Below are 23,353 nucleotides of genomic sequence, written 5' to 3'. Positions count from 1 at the left end.
TCTGGGTGGATTCTGGGGAGGTGTATTTATAATAGCTTCTATAATTGTCGATTCTGTAGTACGGGTGAAGCCTCGCATGGGCTTCATGCGAGGCTTCGGAGCCTTTGACGGCTAAGTTGACGGCTACGGCAGTCGTGATCGTTTTTTGACGGCTACGGTTCAGGGTCGTCGAGGGCGTCGTCCATGCGTTCGATGGCGTCGCGTTGGAGGCGGAGCCGGACGTGGGCGTAGGTGTCGGCGGTGATGGAGATGTGGGCGTGACCGAGCAGCTCCTTGATCACCACCAGGTCCACGCCCTGGTCCAGCAGGAGCGAGGCGCATGAGTGTCTCAGGTCGTGGAAGCGGATCGGGCGCAGGCCCGCGCGCTGGAGCAGGGCTTTGAAGTCGCGGCTGACGTTGGCTGGGTTGATCATGCCGCCGTGGCGGGTGGTGAACACGAGTCCGGTCTCGGGCCAGGCCGCTCCGACGGTTTCGCGTTCGCGTTCTTGACGCTCGCGATGTTCGGTCAGGGCGTCGATGCAGGAGCCGGGCAGGGCGATGCGGCGTTCGGAGTTGACGGTCTTGGTCGGGGCGAGGACCAGGCCGGTGCCGCCGGGGATGTACTGGAGGGTCTGGCGGATGGTCAGGGTGCCGCCGGTCAGGTCCACATCCGTCCAGCGCAGGCCGAGGAGTTCGCCGCGGCGCATGCCGGTGCGCAGGGCCAGCAGGACCAGGGCGTGCAGCCGGGAGCCGCGGGCGGCTTCCAGCAGGTGGCGGGCTTCGGCGGCGGTGAGGGGTTCGATGCGCCGGCGGCGTCCGGCGCTGACCTGGACGTTACGGGCGACGTTACGGGCGAGGTCGTCTTCTCGTACGGCGTGCTGGAGCGCCGAGCGCAGCAGGGCGTGCAGGTAGACGATGGTCAGCGGGGACAGGTACTGGCGGCAGCATCGGCCGAGGGCGCAGCAGCGGGGCCGGTTCCGCTCGGTGGCGGCGTTGGTGTCGCGGGCGGCGTCGGTGCCCTGGGCGCAGCAGCGGCAGGTGGCGCGGAGTTGGTCAAGCCAGACGCGGACGTCCTTGGCGGTGAGCCGGGTGAGCTTCTTGGCGCCGAGCGCGGGGATCAGGTAGAGCCGTACGCAGGTGCGGTAGCGGGCCAGGGTGGAGGGGCGGATGGTGTGGACGGCGACGTGGTCCAGCCAGTGCGTCAGGTAGTCGGCCACGGACGGGTCCTGGGTGGTGCGGGGAGTGTGCTGCCGGTGGTCGTTGATCTTCTTGGTGAGTTTGTCGGCGGCTTCGCGGCGGGTCTTGCCGTAGACGCGGACGGGGGAAGCTCATGTAGGCCTGATTACGCCGCCGGGCCTCAGCCACGATCTCCTCGCCGCCGGAGGTTGCCATGATGTCGGTGCGGACGTCGCTCCACTTGGGAAAATTCGTCATCGGTCCTTCTCCTCCGCCTCACGTTCGGTCAGGTACTTCTCATACAGCTCTTCGGCGCGGGGATGGCGCGCCGATACCAGCCCGACCAGTTGCCGGACTTGTCCCTGCCGACCAGCAAGATGGCCGACCGCCACGGATCGAACACAAACAAGATCCGGATCTCGGAGCGGCCTGCCGAGCCGGGACGCAGTTCCTTCAGGTTGTGGACCTGGGAACCTTCCAACTCGTCGACCAGCGGACGGCCCAGGCTCGGACCGGCCCTGGCCGGTCAGTCGATGGCATCGACGACCTGCACCCGGGATCGCTCGTCCAGGGCGTTGATCCATGCCAGGATCTCGTGGCGAGTACCCCAACGCCGGATCATCGACGACCATAGGGTGCATCAGCGTGATGACCTGGCGGCGAACCTTCCCCGGCACCTCCGACCAGATTCCTGATGTCCGCCACTTCGCCCGATGCCTCCCGGCTGGCGCCCCTTGCCGGGACGACGCCGAATTCATCGTTGCCGAGCTCGCGACGAACGCCCCCAAGCGCGCCAGCAGCGGCCGCCCGCACTGTACCTTCGTCGTCGAGATCACCCGCACGATTGCCGAGGGTCACCGTCGCGGTCTACGACTGCGGTTGGGGGCGGCGTCCCCTCCCAGGCCGCCGATGAGGTCGATCGTGTTCGCCTGCTCGGAACCTCACCGGGCAGCCAGACCAGCCCGGCGTCCGCCAACTCGGACCTCTCCGAAGAGCGCCATGGTCCGCGCCCGGCTCCGCAGGGCCGGCGGCGCGCTCGCCTCCCGGTAATCTGACCCTGGACATGGCCAGGAACCGCGGGCACCGGAACCCCGGCCCGAAGGCCATCGAGACGCCTGCCGGGTCGGAGGATGGACCTCTCGTTGCGGCGCAGTCGGGGCGTTGTCTTGAATATGTCGTCAGCGACATATAGCGTTGTGGGGTGGATGCGCTCTTTGCCATCGAGGTCGAGCCCGAAGTGCGGGATTGGTTGGAGGCGTTGCCGGCCAAGCACTTCCTCAAGATCGACGAGTATGTCGGGCTGCTCGCGGAACACGCTGCCGCGCTCGGCGAGCCCTATGCCCGCTACCTGGGCGACGGAGTTCGGGAGCTGCGGCCCACCCTCGACGGTGCTGCCATACGCATCACGTACTGGCTCACGCCGAACCGCACCGCAGTCCTGCTAACCGTCTTCCGTAAGACGAGAATGCGGGAGGACACCGAAGTCAGGCGCGCCAAGCTCGCTCAGAAGGTCTGCGAGGCCGAACACGGTCCAGCACACGAGGAGTTCATCCGCGCCATTGAGGAAGGAGAGGTGGAGCAATGAGCCACAGCCGCTGGAAGACCTTGCGCGAACGCAAGCTCGCCGAGGGTTTCACCGAGCCGGAGGACGTGGCCGAGGCTCGTCGCGAGATTCGACTGTCCATGGCCCTGGCGAAGGCGGTGTACGATCGGCGCGCCGAACTCGGGCTCACTCAGGCTGAATTGGCCGACCGCGCGGGCCTCACCCAGGCGAAGGTCTCCCGAATCGAAGGCTCTGACACCGTTCCCACACTGCCGCTTCTCGCCAAGCTGGCCGAGGCCCTTGACGCCACCCTTAACATCGCCCTCGACAACGATGACACCCAGGTGAGCTTCACCGGACACCGCAACAACGCGGCCTGAGTAGTCCAAGCACTCCGCGCTGTGCTTCGGCGGTGTGATGGGGATCGAATGACGAAATGTATGACAGCGGCCACGGTATACGGTATGAGGCGTATCTGAAGGAGTTGCCGTGAGCGCCGAGTTCCATTTCTTTACGCGTGAGGAGTTCATCACCGAGTTCGTCCACCCCGACGGCCGCCAGGCATTGGAGGAGGCACGGGAGCGCCGGGTGGCGCAGGTGCGCGGGGGTTCCTGGCCGATAAGGCCCTAGCACGCAAACTCCCCTTGAGTTCTTTTTCCTGAGCGCATGGGACGCCGATGGATGACGAGGCGTTCTCCTCCCGTCCAGCCTCAGATTCAGCGAGGGCGGAACGTCGCCGCCTTTGATCGGTTCAGTCGACACCGCCGGTTTTCCGAGTTCCGGAACAGGTCCGGCGGGCATTCCGTCCAGGACGCCCGCCGGATTTCTCTGCCTGCCTCAGGAGCCGGGACGCTCCTTGGCGGCCGAGGCGGTGGAGCGGCCGGGGGAGGTGGGCTGAGCGGGGATCTGGTGCTCGGAGGTGTCGGGCCGTGCGGGGGCGGGGCGCTCCTCGGTGTCCGGCGAGGTGCTCGGCGAGGTGACCGAGGAGGCGCTCGGGGAGGTGCTCGGCGACACGGGGGCCGGGGTGTCCTCGGTGGCGGGCCCGGTCGGGGCGTCCGCGTGCGCGGGAAGGTCGGAGGTGGCCTGTCGCGGGGTGAAGTCGGGGGTGATCGGCTGCGGGGGGAGGTCGGAGGTGACCGGGCGGCCGGAGATGTCGGGGGCGGTCGGCTGCGGGGGGACGTCGGTGGCGAGCGTCCGCGGGGGAGCGGGGTTGCTCGGCGTGGTGGTCCCCGCGGCGGACGGGTCGTACAGGCCGGCGGACGGGGGAACCTCGACCACCACGGTGTCGGCCGGACCGGGGGTGGACTCCAGGACGGCCCGCGCGTGGTCCATGTGCGAGGCCGCGACCAGCACGTCGTAGCGGCCGGCGACGATCGCGCTGCGCGAGGCGAAGTCACGCTTGCCGCCGGTGAACAGGTGGTTGATGAACCCGAACGCGGCGCCCATCACCGCGCCCCACAGGGCCGCCCAGAGCACGAGCACGAAGAACGACAGCGTGGTCGAGGTGAACAGGCCGAGGAACATCCCGACCACGGCGCCGAAGGCCGCGCCGCTCCCGGCCCCGGTGAGGGCGGCCCGCCCGTTGGTCATCCTGCCGGTGACGGTCTCCTCGAGTTTCAGGTCGCTGCCGACGATGGCCACGTTCTCGACGGGAAAGCCCGCGTCGGAGAGCCCGTCCACGGTTCGCTGCGCCGCGAGGTAGTTGTCGTAGCCTGCCAGGACCCTCCGGTCCACGACGACCTGCGTGTCCAGGCCGGTGGGCGTTCCATTCATGTCCGCTCGCCTTTCGGGGGTGGGAGATGGCTCGACGGGCCGACTACCCCGTGTCCGTAGGACGATGCGCGTCCCCCGCCGGGATCTGGCCGCGAACGGCGAACGCCGGGAACCGTGAGCGGCGAACCTCCGGGAACCGCGGGCGGAGGATCCGGGTGCCGCGAGGGGCCAACCCCATTAATTGGGAAAGAAATCCGTACAATTAGGACATTGGTAAGGGCTTACCGTTAGGGTTCCCACAAGATGGCGCCAGTGGAGGCGGGAGACGGGACACCGGTGTCAGGGTCACGAAGGAGCCGGAAATGATCGTGCTCATCGTGGTGGTGGAGGTGGTACTGGTGCTCGCGGCCTTCGCGGCGGTGTACAGGCTCACCCGCTACCGGAGCAGACCGACGTGCCCGGAGGACCGCCGCAGATCCGACACCCGTACCGATCCCGATGGCCGGGCACCGCGGACCGGCGGGAGGTGACCGGCGAGAGCGGGCGCCACGCGTACGGCGGCGCCGCGCTCTCACGGGTGGATCCGCCGCGGGCGGCGGCGCCGAGTCCCCGCGCGGGAGGTGGTGTCGCGCTCCCGCGGGTGGATCACCAGCTCTGGTGGAGCGGCATGCCCTCGGTGTAGCCGGACGAGCTCTGCACGCCGACCACCGCCCGCTCGTGGAACTCCTCCAGGGTGGAGGCGCCCGCGTAGGTGCACGAGGAGCGCAGTCCGGCCACGATGGCGTCGATCTGGTCCTCGACGCTGGGCATCGCCGGATCGAGATACATCCTGGAGGTGGAGATGCCCTCCTCGAACAGTGCCTTGCGCGCCCGGTCGAAGGGGGAGTCCTCGGCCGTGCGCAGCCGCACCGCGCGGGCCGAGGCCATGCCGAAGTTCTCCTTGTACTTGCGCCCGTCGGCGGAGGTGCGGGTGTCGCCGGGCGACTCGTAGGTGCCGGCGAACCACGAGCCGATCATCACGTTGGACGCCCCCGCGGCCAGGGCCAGGGCCACGTCGCGGGGGTGGCGGACACCGCCGTCGGCCCACACGTGGCGGCCCAGCCTGCGGGCCTCGGCGGCGCACTCCAGCACGGCGGAGAACTGCGGGCGGCCCACGCCGGTCATCATCCGGGTGGTGCACATGGCGCCCGGGCCGACGCCGACCTTCAGGATGTCCGCCCCGGCCTCGACGAGATCCCGCACGCCCTCGGCGGTGACGACGTTGCCCGCCGCGACGGGCACGTCGGGGCCGAGCGCCCGGACCGCCTTCAAAGCACTGATCATCTTCTCCTGGTGGCCGTGGGCGGTGTCGACGACCAGGCAGTCCACCCCGGCGTCGAGCACCTCCTTGGCCTTGGCGGCCACGTCGCCGTTGACGCCGACGGCCGCCGCGACGCGGAGCCTGCCCAAGTCGTCGACGGCGGGCCGGTACAGGGTGGCGCGCAGCGCGCCCGTCCTGGTCAGGATGCCGACCAGCCTGCCCTCCGCGTCCACGACCGGGGCGAGCCGGTGGCGGCCCCCGTGGAGGCGGTCGAAGGCCTCGCGCGGGTCGAGCCCGGCGGGCAGCGTGAGCAGGTGGTCGGACATCACCTGGGAGAGCTGGGTGTACATGTCCACGCCGGAACAGTCGCTCTCGGTGACCACGCCGGCCGGGCGGTTGTCCCAGTCGACGATGATGATCGCGCCGTGGGCCCGCTTGGGCAGCAGGTTGAGCGCCTCGCCGACGGTGTCGTGCGGGGTGAGCGTGAGCGGGGTGTCATGGACGAGGTCGCGCTTCTTGACCCAGTCGACGACGTCGGCGACCACGTCGATCGGGATGTCCTGCGGGATCACGGTGATCCCGCCCCGCCGCGCGACGGTCTCGGCCATCCGCCGTCCCGCCACGGCCGTCATGTTGGCGACCACGACGGGGATGGTGGTTCCGGTGCCGTCCCGGCTGGAGAGGTCGACGGCGAGCCGCGAGCCGACGGAGGAGAGCGACGGGACCATGAAAACGTCGCTGTAGGTCAGGTCGTAGGCCGGTGCCATCTCATTGAGAAATCTCACATTGATCCACCTTATCCCGTGAATTGCCAAAGATGAGCGTTCCCCTTTTCCGCTTCTCCGAAGAGGACCGGCAGGTCGGGCCGGAGGCTAAGATCCGGTTTGCGCGAATAAGTGGATGGCCATGAGGAGGCATTGTGATCGTGGTTGATCGGCCCGAGATGCTCGTCGTAGGTCATGCCGTACGGACGTCGAACGCCGACGAGGCGGAGCCGGGCCGGGGGAGGCTCGGCGCGCTCTGGGCGCGGGCGGGATCCCCGGGGGCCTTCGCCCACGTGCCGGGACGGGTCGACGAGAACATCTACGCGGTGCTCACCGACTATGAGAGTGATCATCACGGTGCCTACACCCAGATCGTCGGGGTCGCCGTGCGCAGCGCCGCGGCGCTGCCCGAGGGCATGGTGGCGGTACGGGTGCCCGGGGTGCCGTCGTTGAAGATCGAGGCCCGCGGGCCGATGCCGGGCGTCCTGCTGGAGGCATGGCAGCAGCTGTGGAAGCACACCGAGTCGGGAGGCACCCCGCCGAGGGCCTTCACCACCGACGTGGAGGTGCACCACCCGGGAGGCGCCGACATCTACGCGGCGGTGCTGTCCCCGATGCGCTGAGCGGGACCGTTCCCGGCGCCGCCGGGCCGGTCGTCCGGCGCGCCGGGCGGTGCGGCCCGGTGCGGCCCCCCGTGGCCGTACCGGACCTTCCTGTCGTGCCTTGTCGTGTCGGGATCCTGCCGCCGTACGAGCCGCTTCCGGCCGGTTCGCCCATCGGGGACTCAGGCGTCGTCACCGGGCGGATCGGGCAGCCGCCAGCCTGAGATGACCAGCGGGAGCACGAAGTGCGTCAGGCCCAGGGCGAGTGCCAGGGCGAAGAACGCGTCTCCCGGCATGGAGTAGTCGCGGCCCTGCGTCATGCCCAGCGCGATGGCCGTGACGAAGACGGCGACCAGGATGCCCATCGTGACCCGGTGGGCGATGGCGACGGCCCGCAGGCGCTCGCCTATCTGGCGCTCGTCCAGGTCGCGCTCGGACAGCTCGACGACGCCACGGGTCGCGACGTTGAGAAGCGAGACGGCGGGAAAGTAGATGACCATGCTGAGCGCCAGGAGCGTGAAGTCGGACAGATCGGCGCCGTCACTCGGCGCGCCGGACCAGGAGACGGCGACGTCCAGCCACAGGAGGGCCAGCGAGAGGATCACCGCCGAGGCGATCAGCCGCCTGCGGCCCCGGGTGGCGTACCAGCCGGGCAGGTAGTCGCGCTGCATGACCTCCACACGGGTCTGGCGCAAGTTTTCCTTCCACGTGTTCATCGAATACCTCCGAAGGAGACCCCGGCTTTCCGGCCGGGGAAAGTCAACTGATCTGGCCGCTGCCGAGCCGGGGGAACGGTTTGAGGGAGAACACGACTTCCAGCGGCACCTCGAAGTGCTCGGCGATCCGCATGGCGAGGAACAGGCTCGGGCTGTATTCGCCGCGCTCCAGATAGCCGATCGTCTGGTAGTGGACTCCCAGCGCGGCCGCCAGATCCTTGCGCGAGATCCCGCGCTCGGCTCTCAGCACCGAGATCCGGTTGTAGATGTCTTCCGCTGACATTCCGGTGCCTCCTGCTCAGGAGAGCCGCGCGGCCGGTCGCGGGGACGGAGTGCGGATACGTGATGCAGTACTCATGTGAATGAATGTAGTACATCTACTACATATGAATCAATACCTACAACGAACAGGGGTACGGCTACAGGGTTTCCGGGCCTGTGATTGCATGATCACCCATGAACGCGGCAACAACGACAGCGCGGAGAAGATGGTCCAAGCTCCTTGCGGTCCTTCTCGCCATCCTCCTCCTGGGAGCGACGGGCCTGTATCAGCTAATGAACGCGCGGACCTTGCAGCTGGCAGGAGAGCTGACCGACCGCGTGGCGACCGATGAGAAGGTCGTCGCCCTGACCTTCGACGACGGCCCTGACGAGCACACCCCCGAGATCATCGGCATTCTTGCCGAACAGCGTGTCCGCGCGACGTTCTTCGTCATCGGCTCCGAGGTCGAAGCCCGGCCGCAGGACGCGCGGGCACTGGTCGACAAGGGGCATGAGCTCGCCAACCACACCTACACCCATCGGCGGATGGTGTTCGTCTCCCCAAACATCGTGGCGAGTGAGGTTGAGCGCACTGATGCGGCCATCCGAATGGCGGGGCAGCGCGGCGAGATCCTGTTCCGTCCGCCAACGGGCAAGAAATTGCTTGTCCTGCCGCTGTATTTGGCCGGCAACCAGAGGCACACGGTCATGTGGGACGTGGAGCCGGACTCCGGTACGACTCCCACCGCCGCCGAGATCGTCTCGGCGGTGCGCGAGGAGACAAGGCCAGGATCGATCATCTTGCTCCACCCGTGGTACGCCGGCGGGCGGAACACTCGTGAGGCCATCAAAGGCTTGATCATGGACCTCCGTGACCGGGGATACCGATTCGTCACGGTCTCAGAACTGCTCGCCTTGCGACGTCGTTGACATGCGGTCCAGCCCTTCATCTCATTGCGCAGGGACCCTTTGGAGCTGCTGACGCAATGAGACGAAGCGAGAACGAGGCCAGAACGCAAGATCTTCGGTGGTCTTCAGCCGCCGGGGCTCAGCCCTCCTGCCTCCACAGGGGCTCGGGAACCTCGAAGCCGACGTCCTGGCCCCACCGGTTGCGGTAGCTCACCTCGTGCGCCGGGCGGCGGGGCGCGACGCCCCAGCGCCCGGTGGGATAGCCGAAGGTGACCGTGCAGGCCAGGGTCCAGCCCTTGCCCTCGGGCACGCCGAGCACCCGCAGCGTCTCCTCGGCGTGGAAGATGCCGAGCACGCTGGTCAGCGCGCTGCCCACCCCGTGGGCGCGGGCGGCCAGCTGCGCGCTCCACACCGAGGGGAAGATCGAGCCGCCGGACGGGTCGTTGCGGACGAACGCGAACAGCAGCAGCGGATAGCCCTCGAAGTGGTCGGCCAGGTGTTTGGCCGACTTCAGGACGTTGAGCGTCCGCGTGTCGCCCTCGGCCTCGGCCTTCTCGCGCATCGGCCGGTAGTGGCCCTCGAAGAGCCGCCCGAGCGCGTCCCGGTACAGAGGGCCGAGCCGCTCCTTCACCGCGAGGTCGTCGACCAGCAGGAAGCGCCAGCTCTGCACGTTGCCGCCGCTGGGCGCGCGGACCGCGGCGTCCAGGATGCTCCGCTGGACCTCCTCGGGGATCGGGTCCGGCTTGACCCTGCGCATCGCCCTGGTCGTGTAGAGGGCCTCGAAAACGTCCATCCCCGCCGGCCCGCCCGCTGCCCCGGCGGCCCCGGCGGCCCCGGCGTCCTCGGTGCCCGCCGGTCCGTCCTCGGTCCTCATGTCCCGCGTGCCCTCCATACCTGCCATGCCCTCCATACCTGCCGTGCCCTCCATACCTGCCGTGCCCTCCGTGTCTGCCGTGTCGTCCACGCCTGCCGTGCCCCCCGTCGCCTTCGTGCTCGCGGGCCCGCGGCCCGCCGCCCCCCTGCCCGCCTCGCCGCCCATCAGGCCAGCACCCCGGCCTCGCGCAGCCGCGTCGCGGTCTCGTCGGGCAGCCCCCAGGAGGACAGGTCCGCCAGCCGGGTGGCGGGGGAGAGGTCCTGCTCGGGCACGCCGAGCAGGCGCGGCGCGGGCGCGGGCTGCCTGACCCCGCCGACCTCGACGAACATGCCCCTGGCCTTGTTGTGCGGGTGGTCCGCGGCCTCGCCCCCCTCCAGCACGGGGGAGACGCAGGCGTCCGTGCCGTCGAACACCGCCTCCCACTCGGCGCGGGTCCTGGACCTGAACGCCTCGGCCAGCCGCTCGCGGAGCGCGGGCCACTGCGACCTGTCGTCGCGGTCGGGCAGGTCCTCCAGGCCCATCAGGGTGACCATCTCGGTCCAGAACTGGGGTTCCAGCGCCCCGACGGCCACGTACCGGCCGTCGGCGGTCTCGTAGGTGTCGTACATCGGCGCGCCGGTGTCGAGCAGGTTCGTGCCGCGCGGGCCCCAGCCGCCGGTCTGCACGCCGTGGTGGAACATCGCGAACAGCGTCGCCGCGCCGTCCACCATGGCGGCGTCGATCACCCGGCCCTCGCCGGTCCGCTCCCGCTCGATCAGCGCCAGCAGCACGCCGTACGCGAGCATGAGGCCGCCCCCGGCGAAGTCGCCGAGGATGTTGATCGGCGGGGTGGGGGGCTCGCCCGCGCGGCCCAGCATCGACAGCACGCCGGAGACGGCGATGTAGTCGATGTCGTGCCCGGCGGTCGTGGCGAGCGGGCCGTCCTGGCCCCAGCCGGTCATCCGCCCGTAGATCAGGCGCGGGTTGACCGCGTGCAGGTCGGCCGGGCCGATGCCGAGGCGCTCGGCGACGCCCGGCCGGAAGACCTCGACGACCACGTCGGCGTGGCGGGCCAGCTCCTTGAACGCGGCCACCCCCTCGGGGGACTTCAGATCCAGGCCGACCGTCCGTTTGCCCCGGTCCATCACGTCGGGGCGCGGCCTGTCCCCGGCCCTGGCGACGACGCTCGCGCGCTCGACGCGCAGCACCTCGGCCCCGTGGTCGGCCAGCATCATCCCGGCGAAGGGCCCGGGGGCCAGCCCCGCCAGTTCGAGCACGCGGACTCCGGCCAGCGGGCCCTTCCTGGTCACGTGCTCCATCGGCATTCTCCTCGGGTGCGTTCGGGGTCTCGTCGGTACGGCGTACCCGGGCGATCGCCTGGTTGCGAGCACTGCCGTCCTCCCGCCCAAGTAGAACAACATTCGGCTTTCTATGGCAAGACACATCGCGAGGAGCCGCGTGGCGCCCGCGCGCGTATGGGAAACTTGCGCCCTCTCCGAATGGGACCTAGGGGTTTTGCGATGACATATCCGCACAGTGAACGGGTGGTCGCTGGGCGCTATCGACTGCTGCGGGAACTCGGCAGGGGTGGGATGGGCGTCGTGTGGGAGGGCTACGACATCCTCCTCAACCGCTCGGTCGCCGTGAAGGAAGTGCTCCTACCGCCCAACCTCTCCCCGGCCGAGCACCAGGTCCAGCTGACCCGCACCTCCCGCGAGGCCAGGACGGCGGCCAGGCTCAACCACCGCGGCATCGTGGCGATCTACGACGTGGCGGAGCAGGACGGCCGCCCCTGGATCGTGATGGAGCTGGTCAGGGCCCGCGGGCTGGACGAGGTCGGCCTGCTGCCGGTGCGCCAGGTCGCCGACATCGGCCGCCAGGTCCTGTCGGCCCTGCGCGCGGCCCACGAGGCCGGGATCCTGCACCGCGACGTCAAACCGAGCAACATCCTGCTGGACGCCGAGGGCCGCGCCGTGCTCTCCGACTTCGGCATCGCCGTCATCGAGGGCGACACCTCGCTCACCCAGACGGGCATGGTGACGGGCTCGCCGAGCTTCCTGCCGCCCGAGCGCGCCACCGGGGTCGACGCCGGCCCCTGGTCCGACCTGTGGGCACTCGGCGCCACCCTCTACGCGGCCCTGGTCGGCCAGGGGCCCTTCGAGCGCCGCGACGCCATCTCCACCCTCGGCGCGCTCCTCACCGAGGAGCCCGACTTCGGCGTGGTGCCCCTGGAGATGCGAGCGGTGCTCACCGGCATGCTCCAGCGGGAACCCGCCCACCGGCTGACCGCGCAGCAGGCCGACGCCATGCTGGCGGAGGTCATCGACGACCCGTCGGCCGCGGCCCGCCGTACCGGGGAGACCGCCGTCCGCCAGGGGCGAGGCACCGGGGGCCACCGTACGGGAGGGGCCCCGAGCCGTACCGAGGAGAACTTCAGCCGCATCGGCAAGACCTCCCACCGCACCGGGGAGCGGGAAAGGCACGAGACCAGGAATTCGGCCGCGCCCGGCCGCCGCCGCGGCGGAGGGCGGCTCCCGCTGATCGTGGGGGCCGTCGTCCTGCTGGCGGCCGGGGGCGCCGCGGCGGCCGTGGCGATGTCGCAACCCGACCAGCGGCCGGTGGCGCGCTCCGCGCCCACCGTCGCGGAGGCCACGCCGGAGCCGGTGGAGGAGACCGAGCCGGCGACCGCCACCCCCACCCCGACCCCCACCCCCACCAGGACCAGGACGGCCGCACCCGCCGGAGGGCTGAAGACGTGGCGGGCCCGGCCTCCGGAGAACTGGTCGATCAGATACCCGGCCGGATGGAACGGCGACTGGGCGGCCGAGACGGGCTACACCCAGTGGCTGCGCCGCGACGGGGCCGCCCACCTGTCGGTGGAGCCACTGGAGGGAGGCCTCGAGGGCCTGGACTCGCTCCAGGCGACCGTCAGGGAGAACGTGGCCCAGTGGAGCGACATCCACTCCGAGGACACGGCCAAGATCCCCCTCGCCTACGGCGCCGGGCTCCAGTGGGAGTTCACCTGGACCATGAAGGACAGCGGAGGAGCCCCCTGGGCCACCGCCGGGGTGACCTATCGCGAGATGCGGCGGTTCATCGAGGTGGGCGACTCGGTCATGGTGCTCAGCTGGACCACCCACGACGCCGACTGGGTGGCCCAGCAGGCTCTCATGACCCGCGTGTTCGACAGCTTCCACCCCCGCGGAGGCGAGTGACATGAACCAAAGGCGCTCGGACCGCGTGCCCGGCGGTCCTCCCCCCGTGGAGGCGAGCGGTCCTCACCGCGTGGAGGCGAACAGCACGCCCTGGAAGGTGCTCGCGCTGCCGCCCCTCCCCGAGGAGGCGGTGCGCAACCTGCTCGGCTCGCTCGGCGACCGGGTCGCCGTGTCGGTTCCCGCGGCCCGCGACCGGGAGTCGCTGCTCGCCGCCCTCGGCGACGCCGAGATCGTGGTCGGCGACTGGAGCGGCGGGCTCGCCCTGGACGCCGAGGCCGTCCGGGCCGCGCCGGGCCTGGCGTTCGTGCAGCAGCCCTCCGTGGGCGTGGACGGTCACGATCTCGCCGCGCTCGCCGAGGCGGGCGTGCCGCTGGCCAACACCGCGGGGGTGAGCGCGATCGGGGTGGCCGAGTGGTGTCTCGCCGCCGCGCTCGCGCTGTCGCGGCGGCTGCTCGACGCCGACGCCGCGGTCCGCGCGGGACGCTGGCCGCAGCTGGACCTCGGACCCGCCGAGCTGTACGGCTCGCGCGTCGGCGTCGTCGGGTTCGGCCCGATCGGCGAGGCCGCCGCCCGGATGTTCGCCGCCCATGGATGCGAGGTCTCCTACTGGACCCGCACGCCGCGCGAGGTGCCCTACACCTACCGGGAGATCGGCGATCTCGTCGCGAGCTCCCACGTGCTCGTCCTGGTCGTCCCGCTGACGGAGGAGACCAGAAGGCTGATCGACCCGTCCCTGATGCCCGCGGGCTCGCTGCTCGTCAACGCGGCGAGGGGGCAGGTGGTCGACTCGGCGGCGCTGCTTTCCGCCCTGGAGTCGGGGCACCTGGGCGGCGCAGCGCTCGACGTCTTCGACACCGAGCCGCTGCCGCAGGACGACCCGCTGCGCGGCAGTCCGAGGGTCCTTCTCTCGCCGCACGTGGCCGGGGTGACCCCTCAGTCGACCGGTCGCCTGATCCGGTGCGTGCTGGACAACCTGGAGGCGGCGATCGAGGGCCGGCCTGTGGCCAACGTGGTCAACGGGGTTGATGCGGTGGTCGGCCGAAGATCGTAAGAAGGACGGTCGTAGAGTTTTCCCGTGTTTAACGCGCCCTGCCTGGCTCCGGAGACATCCGAGTTATAACGTGCCTAGGGGCGATCTTTCCAACGAGGTCATGGGGGTGATCACCGTGCGGCAGATGACGGGGATGTCTGCGCACCGGCAAGCGGTGGAGCAGATCAGGGAGTCCTACGCCGCCATCCCGGGAGGCGCGGTGCCCCGGCTCTCCAAGGCCACCACCAACCTGTTCCGGTTCAGGGACGGCGCCCGGTCGGCGAAGCTGTCGGCCAGGGACCTGGACCAGGTCATCGAGGTCGACCCGGTGACGATGACCGCCGAGGTCCAGGGGATGACGACCTACGAGAACCTGGTGGACGCCACGCTCGCCCACGGGTTCATGCCGTACGTCGTGCCGCAGCTGAAGACGATCACGCTGGGCGGGGCGGTGACGGGGCTCGGCATCGAGTCCACCAGCTTCAGGGAGGGGCTGCCGCACGAGTCGGTGGAGGAGATGGAGATCCTCACCGGCGACGGCAGGATCGTGGTGGCCCGTGACGACAACGAGCACCGGGACCTGTTCCGGGCGTTCCCGAACTCCTACGGCACGCTCGGCTACGCCCTCCGGATCCGGATCAAGCTCAAACCCGTCCAGCCGTACGTCAGGCTGACCCACATCCCGTTCGGCGACGCCGACAAGTGCATGCTCGCGATGCGCGAGATCTGCGAGCGCGGGGAGTACGAGGGCGAGCGCGTCGACTTCGTGGACGGCACGTTCTTCGGCCCAGGGGAGCTCTACATCACGGTGGGCCGCTTCGCCGAACGCGCCCCGTACCTCTCCGACTACACCGGGATGCGCATCTACTACCGGTCGATCCAGACCAGGACCCGTGACTGGCTGACCGTCCGCGACTATCTGTGGCGCTGGGACACCGACTGGTTCTGGTGCTCGCGCGCCTTCGGCGTGCAGACCGCGCTGGTGCGGTCCCTGATGCCGCGCAAGTGGATGCGCTCGGACGTCTACCGCAGGCTGGTCGGCCTCGACCGCAAGTACGGGGTGATCGCCAGGGTCGACCGCTGGCGCGACCTGCCCGTGCAGGAGTCGGTCATCCAGGACATCGAGGTGCCCGTCGAGCGCGGTGCCGAGTTCCTGGAGTTCTTCCACGACAAGGTCGGGATGGCGCCGGTCTGGATGTGCCCGCTGAGGTCCACCGGCGAGTGGCCGCTCTACCCGCTGGAGCCGGGACGGCTCTACGTCAACTTCGGCTTCTGGGGAACGGTCCCACTTCCCAGGGGGCAGTTCGACGGTTACCACAACCGTCTGATCGAGAACCGGGTCCACGAGCTGGAGGGGCATAAATCGCTGTACTCCACTTCGTTCTACCCGGAGGATGAATTCTGGCGGTTTTATAACGGAACCGCCTACTGGCCGGTCAAGCGGGCATACGACGGGGGTGGCCGGTTGCTCGACCTCTACGACAAGTGTGTTCGGGGGCGTTAAGAGAGGCTGATTCTGTGTTGCTCGCAGAGATCTTCGAGAAGGTCATGGGGCCCGAGGCGGACGTGCGCTTCGTCGCCTACGACGGAAGCAAGGCCGGACCGGCCGGCGCCGACATCAGTGTCGAGGTGAAGACCCCGGCGGCCGTCGCGTACCTGGCGCAGGCCCCCGGAGAGCTGGGTCTGGCCAGGGCGTACGTGTCCGGCCACCTCGATGTCGACGGGGACATGTACACCCTGCTGTCGCGCATGTGGTCGCTCACCGTCAACGACATCCCGGTCGGGCAGAAGCTCGCGGCCATCCGAGCCCTCGGGGTCCGCCCGCTGCTGACGCGGATGCCGCCGCCTCCGCAGGAGGTGCGGCGCAGCATGCTCGCCCGGATGGGCAGCAGGCACGCCAAGCAGCGCGACGCCGAGGCCATCCACCACCACTACGACGTCTCCAACAAGTTCTACTCGTGGGTGCTCGGCCCCTCCATGGCCTACACCTGCGCGGTCTTCCCCGAGCAGGACTCCACGCTGGAGGAGGCGCAGCTCGCCAAGTTCGAGCTCGTCGCCCGCAAGCTGGACCTCAAGCCCGGCATGAGGCTGCTGGACGTCGGCTGCGGCTGGGGCGGCATGGTCATCCACGCCGCCCGCGAGTACGGTGTGAAGGCGCTGGGGGTCACTCTCTCGCGCCAGCAGGCCGAGTGGGCGCAGAAGGCCATCGCGGAGGCCGGTCTCGGCGAGCTCGCCGAGGTCCGCCACATGGACTACCGCGACGTGCCGGAGACCGGCTTCGACGCCGTCAGCTCGATCGGCCTGACCGAGCACATCGGCAAGGACCAGCTGCCCTTCTACTTCCGCTTCCTGTACGACAAGCTCGTCCCCGGCGGGCGGCTGCTCAACCACTGCATCACCCGCCCGACGGGCACGGAGAAGACCCTCAACGCCGGCGGCTTCATCAACCGCTACGTGTTCCCCGACGGGGAGCTGGAGTCGGTCGGTTACCTGGCCCGCCAGATCGAGGACACCGGTTTCGAGATCCGCCACGAGGAGAACCTGCGAGAGCACTACGCGCAGACCCTCCGCTTCTGGTGCGCCAACCTCGACGACCACTGGGACGAGGCGGTCAAGGAGGTCGGCGAGGGCACGGCGCGGGTCTGGCGCCTCTACATGGCGGCCTGCGTGGTCGGCTTCGAACGCAACAAGATCCAGCTCCACCAGGTCCTCGGGGTGAAGCTCAACGCCGACGGCACGGCCGGTTTCCCGCTCCGCCCCTCGCTCGACTGGCCCTGACGCCCGGGACACGCGCACGCGGGGAGCCCCCGCGCGGGAGACGCTCGTACGGGATGTTCCTCTACGAGAATCCGCGCGGGCGCTCACGCGAACGCGTTCCCCCCGGGCCGTACGGTCCCTGCCGCGGACACCTCGGGGCCGGGTTCCCCGCGGCGTGACACGCCGCGGGGAACCCGGCCCCGCCGCCGTGGCCTCATCGGCCGGGCGGATACGGGCCCCTCAGCGGAGCTCGCGCTTGAGGATCTTCCCGGTCGCGGTCATCGGAAGCGTGTCGCGGAACTCGACGATCCGCGGATACTTGTACCCCGCCATGTTCTCCCTGCCCCAGGCGATCAGCTCGTCCTCGGTGACCGTCGCGCCGGGGGTGCGGATGACGTACGCCTTGACCTCCTCGCCGTGCGAGTCGTGGGCGACCCCGACCACCGCCGCGAGGGAGACCTCGGGGTGGGTGATCAGAACCTCTTCGAGCTCGCGCGGGTAGACGTTGAAGCCACCCCGGATGATCATGTCCTTGGCCCGGTCGATGATGGAGTAGTAGCCGTCGGCGTCGCGGGTGGCGATGTCGCCGGTGCGGAACCAGCCGTTCCGCATGACCTCGGCGGTCGCCTCGGGCCGGTTGTAGTAGCCCTTCATCACGTTGTGCCCGCGGATCGCGATCTCGCCGGGACCCTCGCCCTCGATCGTCTTCCAGTCGTTGTCGATCAGCTTCATCTCCACGCCCCAGATCGGCGTGCCGATCGTGCCGGGCTTGGTGGGCCTGCCGAGCTGGTTGAAGCTGGCCACCGGGGAGGTCTCCGAGAGGCCGTACCCCTCCAGGATGCCGACCCCGAAGGTCTTCTCGAAGTCCTTGAGCACCTCGACGGGGGAGGAGGCGCCCCCGGCGGCCGCGATCCTGAGAGAGGTGGGCACCTCGTCGCCGTCGGCGTGGATCTTCGTCAGCATGGCCCAGTACATGGTCGGCACACCCGCGAACAGCGTGATGTTCTCGGCGCGCATCAGCTCCAGGGCCGGGCCCGGCTCGAAGCGCGGCAGGAGCACGACGGTCGCCTGGCGCCGGAACCCGGCGTTCATGACGACGGTCTGGCCGAAGGAGTGGAACAGCGGCAGCACCGCCAGGTAGGCGTCGCCGCCCTCGGTGCGGGGGAACATCTCGTCGGAGACCATGGCGTTGAGCAGCATGTTCTGGTGGCTGAGCTCGGCGCCCTTGGGCTGGCCCGTGGTGCCGCTGGTGTAGAGGATCACCGCGGTGTCGTCGGGCGAGGTCTGCACGGTCTCGAACTCGCCGGACACGCCGTCCAGCGCCGCCCACAGCGTCTCCCCGTACTCGGACTCGGTGGCGAACGCGGTGGCGGGCAGCACGAAGAAGTGTTCGGCGGAGGACCCCTCGAAGCCGGCCCTGCCCCGCTCGCCCAGTGGCAACTCGGCAGTGCCCTCGAAGCAGAACAACGCCTTGGCCTGGGAGTCCTCCAGGTGGTAGGTGATCTCCCTGGACTGCAGCAACACGTTGAGCGGCACGACCGTGGCGCCGGCCTTGAGGATCCCGTAGTAGACGAACGGGAAGTAGGGCAGGTTGGGGCAGGCCAGCGCCACCTTGTCGCCCTTGCCGATCCCGCGGGAGACCAGCAGGTTGGCAACCTGGTTCGCGACGGTGTTGACCAGGGAGTACGGCAGCCGCAGGTCACCGAAGACCAGTGCGGTGCGGTCGGGGGCCTCCCGGGCGCTGTCCTCCAGTGCGATCGACAGGTTGAGCATCGTACGTCCTCCTCCGAGCAAGCTCTGACCCGCTCATACTGGCAGCCCGAGATACCGACCGGTAGGTAACACGATGACAAATTGACGGGCAAACCGTGGGGGAGTAAGCAGATAAGAGCGCGCTTACGGGGAGGCGAGCTGGCCGGCTGTGCGATGAAAGGTCAGTGAGCGTGGAGTACGACTACGTCATCGTGGGCGCGGGGTCAGCGGGATGCGTGCTGGCCAACCGCCTTTCCGCCGACCCCGGCACGAGGGTCGCCCTCATCGAGGCGGGCGGTTCCGACCGGAAACTGGAGGTCCGGATGCCGGCCGGCTTCTCCAAGCTGTTCAAGACCGAGCGCGACTGGGACTTCACCACCGCCAAGCAGCCCGAGCTGTCCGGCAGGGAACTCTACTGGCCGCGCGGCCGGATGCTCGGCGGATCCTCCTCGATGAACGCCCAGATGTGGGTGCGCGGGCACCGCGCCGACTACGACGGATGGAACGTGCCGGGCTGGTCCTACGAGGAGGTCCTCCCGTACTTCCGCAGGGTCGAGCGCCGCGCCGGCTCCAACCGCGGCGGCGTGTACGGCACGGAGGGCCCGATCCACATCTCGGAGCTGCGCTCCCCGAACCCCGCCACCGCGCTCTTCCTGCGGGCCTGCGAGGAGCTGGGCATCGCCCGCCTGGAGGAGCTGAACGGCCCCTCCAACGAGGGCTGCTCGCCGACACCCGTCACCCAGCGCAGGGGCCGTCGCTGGAGCTCCGCGGACGCCTACCTCGCACCCGCGGCCCGGCGGCCCAACCTCACCGTGCTCACCTCCTCGCGCGTACGCCGGGTGCTCGTCGAGGACGGGCGCGCGACCGGGGTGGAGTACGGCGGCGACGGCGACGACGGTGACGTCGGCGGCACCGCGGTGGTGCGGGCGCGCGGGGAGGTCATCCTGTCGGCCGGGGCGATCGGCTCACCGCACCTGCTGATGCTGTCGGGAGTCGGCCCGGCGGACGAACTGCGGTCCGCGGGTGTCGAGCCGGTCCACGAGCTGCCCGGGGTCGGCGCCAACCTCCAGGACCACCTCGCGTCGGGCGTCTTCCTGCACTGCCTCAAGCCGATCACCCTCGCCGGCGCCGAATCGACCGCCAACCTGCTCCGCTTCCTGGCCGGCGGCCGGGGCATGCTCACCTCCAACATCGGCGAGGCCGTGGCGTTCATCCGCACCTCCGAGGAGGAGCCCGCCCCCGACATCGAGCTGATCTTCGCTCCCGGCTCCTTCGTCAACCACGGCCTCACCCCGCCGCCCGGCCACGGCCTGACCATCGCCTCGATCCTGCTCCGGCCGGAGAGCCGCGGCCGCCTCTCTCTGGACGGCCGGGACGTCGTGATCGACCCCGGCTACCTGACGGCGGAGGCCGACGTCCGGCGGCAGGTCGCCGGGCTGCGGAAGGCGAGGGAGCTGTTCACCACCGAGGCGCTCCGGCCGCTCGCGGGGCCGCCGATGGACCCGTACTGGGACCCGAGGACCGAGGAGGAGCTCGTCCGCTGGATCCGCGAGCGCAGCGAGACCCTCTACCATCCGGTCGGCACCTGCCGGATGGGCGAGGATCCCGGGTCGGTGGTGGACCCCGCACTGCGGGTCCGGGGGATCGCCGGCCTGCGGGTGGCCGACGCCTCGGTCATGCCGCTCATCACCCGGGGACACACCCACGCGCCCACCGTCATGATCGCCGAAAGGGCCGCCGACCTCATCGCCGCAGACCGCTGACGGCCGGACCACCGGTCACCGGGCCATCGGATCGCGTGACCGTGTGACCGTGTGGCCGCGTGACCGCGTGACCGCGTGACCGCGTGACCGCGTGACCGCGTGACCGCGTGACCGTGTGACCGCGAGGCCGGGAGGCCGCCGTGGCCGCCAAGGCCGTGTGACCGCCGAGGGGCCGCGTGGACGGATCAGCTTGGCCGGGTCGTGGCCTTCCTTTCGCGGGGTGCCAGGGAGGAGCATGTTCCCCAGGCCGGGCGCTTCCCGCATCGGGAGCGCTCCGGGAAGGTCGACGATCTCGTTCCGAGCTGGTTGAGCCGAGGGTCCTGTGGCAGGATCCATGAAACAGAATGCGGTTCTAGTGGAGGCTGGCGTGACGGTTTCACTCGCGGACATCGATCTGTCGGACATCTCCTTCTGGGAGCGGCCGATGGCCGAGCGGGAGGCCGCCTTCGCAGTGCTCCGCGCGCAGCCGGGCCCCATCCTGTTCGCCGAGCCCGAGATCCCCTTCGCCCCGCCCGGCCCCGGCTACTACGCCCTGGTGCGGCACGCGGACATCATCGAGGCCAGCCGCCACCCCGACGTCTTCTCCTCGGGCCGGGGGGCGACGTCCATCCAGGACCTCGGCCCCGAGTTCGGCGAGTACTTCGGTTCGATGATCAATATGGACGATCCCCGGCACGCGCGGCTGCGCAGGATCGTGTCCCGGGCGTTCACCCCGAAGATGATCAAGCAGTTCGAGGCCGACGTCGACGCCGCGGCCGTGCGGATCGTGGACGATCTGATCGCGAAGGGGCCCGGCTGCGACTTCGTGACCGAGGTGGCGGCCAAGCTGCCCCTGAAGATCATCTGCGACATGATGGGCATCGGTCCCGAGCACTACCAGGCGGTCTTCGACGCCACGAGCATCATCCTGTCGGGTGGCGATCCCGAGTTCATCGCCGACGTCAGCCGTGCGGCCGAGTTGCTCCTCGGCGCGGGGCAGGGACTCCAGAACCTCGTCATCTCCCTGGCCGCCGAGGGGGGAGACAACCTCATCACCGCCCTGACCAGCGCCAACATCGACGGTGAGAAGCTGACGATGCAGGAGCTCGGCTCGTTCTTCATCCTGCTGGTGGTGGCGGGCAACGAGACCACCCGCAACGCCATCTCCCACGGCCTGCGCCTGTTCACCGAGCATCCGGGCCAGCGGGAGCTGCTGCTCCAGGACCTCGACGGGCGCCTGCCCGGTGCCGTCGAGGAGATCGTCCGCCTCGCCTCGCCCGTCGCCTGGATGCGCCGCAGCCTCACCCGCGACCACGAGATGAACGGCCACCTCTACCGCGCGGGGGAGAAGGTCCTGCTGTACTACTGGGCCGCCAACCGCGACGAGAGCGTCTTCACCGACCCGTACCGCTTCGACATCCGGCGTACCGAGGGGCCGCACGTCGGCTTCGGCGGCCCGGGGCCGCACTTCTGCCTGGGCGCCCACCTCGCCCGCCGAGAGATCACCGTGATGTTCCGCGAGTTGTTCACCCGCCTGCCCGGGATCCGTTCCGTGGGGGAGCCCGACCGTCTGCGTTCCAGCTTCATCAACGGCATCAAGCACCTTGACTGCGACTTCTGAGGACGGCGTCGAGCACCTCGACCGCGACCTCCGTGCGCCGCCCGGGGACGTCGCGTTGACGTGAGCGTTCGCTTTCCCGAATTCCGGGAGCCGCCGAGGGGCTCGCATTGACGCAAGCGTTTGCTTTCCCAAAGGATGGGCGCCATGAGCGTGACGCCAGCCGAGCGGAAGCCGATCGTCTCCGCCCGCGACTTCGACCTGTCGGACCACGACTTCTGGTCCAGGCCCATGCCGGAGCGGGAGCATGCTTTCCGGCTCCTGAGGGAGCTGGAGCGTCCGGTTTTCTACCAGGAGATGGAGAACCCGCTGATCCCGCGAGGGCCCGGCTACCACGCGCTGGTCAAGCACGCCGACATCCTGGAGGCCAGCCGCACTCCCGAGGTGTTCTGCTCGGGAGACGGCGGGGCCACCAACATCCTCGACATGCCCGCCGAGTTCGCCGAGTACTTCGGTTCGATGATCAATATGGACGATCCCCGGCACGCGCGGCTGCGCAGGATCGTGTCCCGGGCGTTCACCCCGAAGATGATCAAGCAGTTCGAGGCCGACGTCGACGCCGCGGCCGTGCGGATCGTGGACGATCTGATCGCGAAGGGGTCCGGCTGTGACTTCGTGACCGAGGTGGCGGCCAAGCTGCCCCTGAAGATCATCTGCGACATGATGGGGATACCGGAGACGGACTACCGCGCTGTCTTCGACAGATCCAACATCATCCTCGGAGGGTTCGACCCCGAGTACGTCGGCCTCGACATGAACACCGTCGCGGAGAGGCTGCTGACCGCAGGGATGGAGCTCCAGCAGCTCGTCCAGGACCTCGCCGCGCACCGGGCGGAACATCCCACGACCGACCTCACCTCGTCGCTGGTCAACGCCAACATCGACGGTGAGAAGCTGACGGTGCAGGAGCTCGGCTCGTTCTTCATCCTGCTGGTGGTGGCGGGCAACGAGACCACCCGCAACGCCATCTCCCACGGCCTGCGCCTGTTCACCGAGCATCCGGGCCAGCGGGAGCTGCTGCTCCAGGACCTCGACGGGCGCCTGCCCGGTGCCGTCGAGGAGGTCGTCCGCCTCGCCTCACCGGTCAACTACATGCGCAGAAAGGTCACCCGCGACCACGAGATGAACGGCCACCTCTACCGCGCGGGGGAGAAGGTCGTGTTCTACTACTGGGCCGCCAACCGCGACGAGAGCGTCTTCACCGACCCGCTCCGCTTCGACATCACCCGCAGTCCCAACCCCCACATCGGCTTCGGCGGCCCGGGACCGCACTTCTGCCTGGGCGCCCACCTCGCCCGCCGAGAGATCACCGTCATGTTCCGCGAGTTGCTCCGTCGCGTCCCGCGGATCGAGGGAGGCGCTCCCGAACGGCTCCACTCCAGCTTCATCAACGGGATCAAGCGGATGGAGTGCACCTTCTAAG

At 69.6% G+C, this 23,353-nt stretch carries 22 protein-coding genes; 13 read left to right on the top strand and 9 right to left on the bottom strand.

All coding sequences use genetic code 11. The annotated features are described in order from the left end of the window. Positions 1-152: 152 nt before the first annotated feature. Positions 153-1,196, bottom strand: a complete 1,044-nt coding sequence (locus ACTOQ1_RS05015; protein ID WP_440064734.1) for a tyrosine-type recombinase/integrase — start codon at positions 1,194-1,196, stop codon at positions 153-155. Positions 1,197-1,441: 245 nt separating this feature from the next. After that, on the bottom strand, positions 1,442-1,636 hold the full coding sequence (locus tag ACTOQ1_RS05010) for a type II toxin-antitoxin system RelE/ParE family toxin (protein ID WP_440064732.1): 195 nt from the start codon (positions 1,634-1,636) through the stop codon (positions 1,442-1,444). A 720-nt stretch (positions 1,637-2,356) separates the two neighbouring features. Between ACTOQ1_RS05010 and ACTOQ1_RS05005 the strand changes: the two genes are divergently transcribed. The 3 genes from ACTOQ1_RS05005 to ACTOQ1_RS04995 all read left to right on the top strand — a co-directional run bounded on the left by ACTOQ1_RS05005 (position 2,357) and on the right by ACTOQ1_RS04995 (position 3,328). Next, entirely contained in the window at positions 2,357-2,740 is a 384-nt protein-coding gene (locus tag ACTOQ1_RS05005) for a type II toxin-antitoxin system RelE/ParE family toxin (protein ID WP_440064731.1), read from the top strand. Then, positions 2,737-3,078: a helix-turn-helix domain-containing protein gene (locus tag ACTOQ1_RS05000; RefSeq protein WP_440064729.1), complete on the top strand. Its 342-nt coding sequence runs from the start codon at positions 2,737-2,739 to the stop codon at positions 3,076-3,078. Before ACTOQ1_RS05005 ends, ACTOQ1_RS05000 begins: the two co-directional genes overlap by 4 nt. Positions 3,079-3,187: 109 nt before the next feature. Then, positions 3,188-3,328 carry a hypothetical protein gene (locus tag ACTOQ1_RS04995; RefSeq protein ID WP_440064727.1) on the top strand — a complete coding sequence of 47 codons (141 nt, stop codon included), beginning with the start codon at positions 3,188-3,190 and terminating at the stop codon, positions 3,326-3,328. Positions 3,329-3,535: 207 nt separating this feature from the next. Here the strand turns inward: ACTOQ1_RS04995 and ACTOQ1_RS04990 are convergent, their stop codons facing one another. After that, a complete protein-coding gene (locus tag ACTOQ1_RS04990; protein ID WP_440064725.1) occupies positions 3,536-4,471 on the bottom strand; it encodes a general stress protein in 936 nt (311 codons plus the stop codon). 302 nt (positions 4,472-4,773) lie between these two features. Between ACTOQ1_RS04990 and ACTOQ1_RS04985 the strand changes: the two genes are divergently transcribed. Further along, positions 4,774-4,941, top strand: coding sequence for a hypothetical protein (locus tag ACTOQ1_RS04985; protein ID WP_440064724.1), 168 nt, complete (start codon positions 4,774-4,776; stop codon positions 4,939-4,941). 115 nt (positions 4,942-5,056) lie between these two features. Here ACTOQ1_RS04985 and ACTOQ1_RS04980 read toward each other — a convergent pair whose 3' ends face one another. Next, positions 5,057-6,496, bottom strand: coding sequence for a GuaB1 family IMP dehydrogenase-related protein (locus ACTOQ1_RS04980; RefSeq protein WP_440064723.1), 1,440 nt, complete (start codon positions 6,494-6,496; stop codon positions 5,057-5,059). A gap of 134 nt (positions 6,497-6,630) precedes the next feature. Here ACTOQ1_RS04980 and ACTOQ1_RS04975 point away from each other — a divergent pair, with 134 nt between their 5' ends. Continuing rightward, a complete protein-coding gene (locus ACTOQ1_RS04975; protein WP_440064722.1) occupies positions 6,631-7,098 on the top strand; it encodes a GyrI-like domain-containing protein in 468 nt (155 codons plus the stop codon). Between the two features lie 161 nt (positions 7,099-7,259). Here ACTOQ1_RS04975 and ACTOQ1_RS04970 read toward each other — a convergent pair whose 3' ends face one another. Continuing rightward, complete coding sequence (locus ACTOQ1_RS04970; RefSeq protein ID WP_440064721.1) at positions 7,260-7,772, bottom strand: hypothetical protein; 513 nt, start codon at positions 7,770-7,772, stop codon at positions 7,260-7,262. 64 nt (positions 7,773-7,836) lie between these two features. Next, positions 7,837-8,076 carry a helix-turn-helix transcriptional regulator gene (locus tag ACTOQ1_RS04965; protein ID WP_440064720.1) on the bottom strand — a complete coding sequence of 80 codons (240 nt, stop codon included), beginning with the start codon at positions 8,074-8,076 and terminating at the stop codon, positions 7,837-7,839. Positions 8,077-8,249: 173 nt separating this feature from the next. Here ACTOQ1_RS04965 and ACTOQ1_RS04960 point away from each other — a divergent pair, with 173 nt between their 5' ends. After that, positions 8,250-8,984 carry a polysaccharide deacetylase family protein gene (locus ACTOQ1_RS04960; RefSeq protein WP_440064719.1) on the top strand — a complete coding sequence of 245 codons (735 nt, stop codon included), beginning with the start codon at positions 8,250-8,252 and terminating at the stop codon, positions 8,982-8,984. A 118-nt stretch (positions 8,985-9,102) separates the two neighbouring features. Here ACTOQ1_RS04960 and ACTOQ1_RS04955 read toward each other — a convergent pair whose 3' ends face one another. Beyond that, positions 9,103-9,837: a nitroreductase family protein gene (locus tag ACTOQ1_RS04955; RefSeq protein ID WP_440064718.1), complete on the bottom strand. Its 735-nt coding sequence runs from the start codon at positions 9,835-9,837 to the stop codon at positions 9,103-9,105. A gap of 164 nt (positions 9,838-10,001) precedes the next feature. After that, positions 10,002-11,135 carry a CaiB/BaiF CoA transferase family protein gene (locus ACTOQ1_RS04950; protein WP_440064717.1) on the bottom strand — a complete coding sequence of 378 codons (1,134 nt, stop codon included), beginning with the start codon at positions 11,133-11,135 and terminating at the stop codon, positions 10,002-10,004. A gap of 225 nt (positions 11,136-11,360) precedes the next feature. Here ACTOQ1_RS04950 and ACTOQ1_RS04945 point away from each other — a divergent pair, with 225 nt between their 5' ends. The 4 genes from ACTOQ1_RS04945 to ACTOQ1_RS04930 all read left to right on the top strand — a co-directional run bounded on the left by ACTOQ1_RS04945 (position 11,361) and on the right by ACTOQ1_RS04930 (position 16,839). Then, complete coding sequence (locus tag ACTOQ1_RS04945) at positions 11,361-13,031, top strand: serine/threonine-protein kinase (RefSeq protein WP_440064716.1); 1,671 nt, start codon at positions 11,361-11,363, stop codon at positions 13,029-13,031. Between the two features lie 70 nt (positions 13,032-13,101). Continuing rightward, positions 13,102-14,082, top strand: coding sequence for an NAD(P)-dependent oxidoreductase (locus ACTOQ1_RS04940; protein WP_440064715.1), 981 nt, complete (start codon positions 13,102-13,104; stop codon positions 14,080-14,082). A gap of 133 nt (positions 14,083-14,215) precedes the next feature. After that, a complete protein-coding gene (locus ACTOQ1_RS04935) occupies positions 14,216-15,565 on the top strand; it encodes an FAD-binding oxidoreductase (protein WP_440064788.1) in 1,350 nt (449 codons plus the stop codon). 14 nt (positions 15,566-15,579) lie between these two features. Continuing rightward, entirely contained in the window at positions 15,580-16,839 is a 1,260-nt protein-coding gene (locus tag ACTOQ1_RS04930; RefSeq protein WP_440064714.1) for a class I SAM-dependent methyltransferase, read from the top strand. Between the two features lie 219 nt (positions 16,840-17,058). Here ACTOQ1_RS04930 and ACTOQ1_RS04925 read toward each other — a convergent pair whose 3' ends face one another. Next, positions 17,059-18,591: a long-chain-fatty-acid--CoA ligase gene (locus ACTOQ1_RS04925; protein WP_440064713.1), complete on the bottom strand. Its 1,533-nt coding sequence runs from the start codon at positions 18,589-18,591 to the stop codon at positions 17,059-17,061. Positions 18,592-18,755: 164 nt separating this feature from the next. On the opposite strand from ACTOQ1_RS04925, the gene ACTOQ1_RS04920 reads away from it, so the two are divergent. From ACTOQ1_RS04920 to ACTOQ1_RS04910, 3 genes are all read left to right on the top strand, one after another. Then, positions 18,756-20,333 (top strand): GMC family oxidoreductase, encoded by a 1,578-nt coding sequence (locus ACTOQ1_RS04920; protein WP_440064712.1) that lies wholly within the window; start codon positions 18,756-18,758, stop codon positions 20,331-20,333. A gap of 334 nt (positions 20,334-20,667) precedes the next feature. Continuing rightward, positions 20,668-21,933: a cytochrome P450 gene (locus ACTOQ1_RS04915; protein ID WP_440064710.1), complete on the top strand. Its 1,266-nt coding sequence runs from the start codon at positions 20,668-20,670 to the stop codon at positions 21,931-21,933. A gap of 144 nt (positions 21,934-22,077) precedes the next feature. Beyond that, positions 22,078-23,352 (top strand): cytochrome P450, encoded by a 1,275-nt coding sequence (locus ACTOQ1_RS04910; RefSeq protein ID WP_440064709.1) that lies wholly within the window; start codon positions 22,078-22,080, stop codon positions 23,350-23,352. The last annotated feature ends 1 nt before the right edge of the window (position 23,353 follow it).

This window comes from Streptosporangium sp. OZ121 (genome assembly GCF_051918885.1).
Taxonomy (GTDB): Bacteria; Actinomycetota; Actinomycetes; order Streptosporangiales; family Streptosporangiaceae; genus Streptosporangium.
Note: the sequence above shows the minus strand (reverse complement) of the source record. Positions and strands in the feature narration are given on the sequence as shown.

Coding starts and splice junctions, on each gene's coding strand:
- ACTOQ1_RS05000 (WP_440064729.1), top strand. CDS start 2,737: ATGAGCCACAGCCGCTGGAAGACCTTGCGCGAACGCAAGCTCGCCGAG.
- ACTOQ1_RS04990 (WP_440064725.1), bottom strand. CDS start 4,471: ATGAATGGAACGCCCACCGGCCTGGACACGCAGGTCGTCGTGGACCGG.
- ACTOQ1_RS04985 (WP_440064724.1), top strand. CDS start 4,774: ATGATCGTGCTCATCGTGGTGGTGGAGGTGGTACTGGTGCTCGCGGCC.
- ACTOQ1_RS04965 (WP_440064720.1), bottom strand. CDS start 8,076: ATGTCAGCGGAAGACATCTACAACCGGATCTCGGTGCTGAGAGCCGAG.
- ACTOQ1_RS04960 (WP_440064719.1), top strand. CDS start 8,250: ATGAACGCGGCAACAACGACAGCGCGGAGAAGATGGTCCAAGCTCCTT.
- ACTOQ1_RS04955 (WP_440064718.1), bottom strand. CDS start 9,837: ATGAGGACCGAGGACGGACCGGCGGGCACCGAGGACGCCGGGGCCGCC.
- ACTOQ1_RS04950 (WP_440064717.1), bottom strand. CDS start 11,135: ATGGAGCACGTGACCAGGAAGGGCCCGCTGGCCGGAGTCCGCGTGCTC.
- ACTOQ1_RS04935 (WP_440064788.1), top strand. CDS start 14,216: ATGTCTGCGCACCGGCAAGCGGTGGAGCAGATCAGGGAGTCCTACGCC.
- ACTOQ1_RS04925 (WP_440064713.1), bottom strand. CDS start 18,591: ATGCTCAACCTGTCGATCGCACTGGAGGACAGCGCCCGGGAGGCCCCC.
- ACTOQ1_RS04915 (WP_440064710.1), top strand. CDS start 20,668: ATGAAACAGAATGCGGTTCTAGTGGAGGCTGGCGTGACGGTTTCACTC.
- ACTOQ1_RS04910 (WP_440064709.1), top strand. CDS start 22,078: ATGAGCGTGACGCCAGCCGAGCGGAAGCCGATCGTCTCCGCCCGCGAC.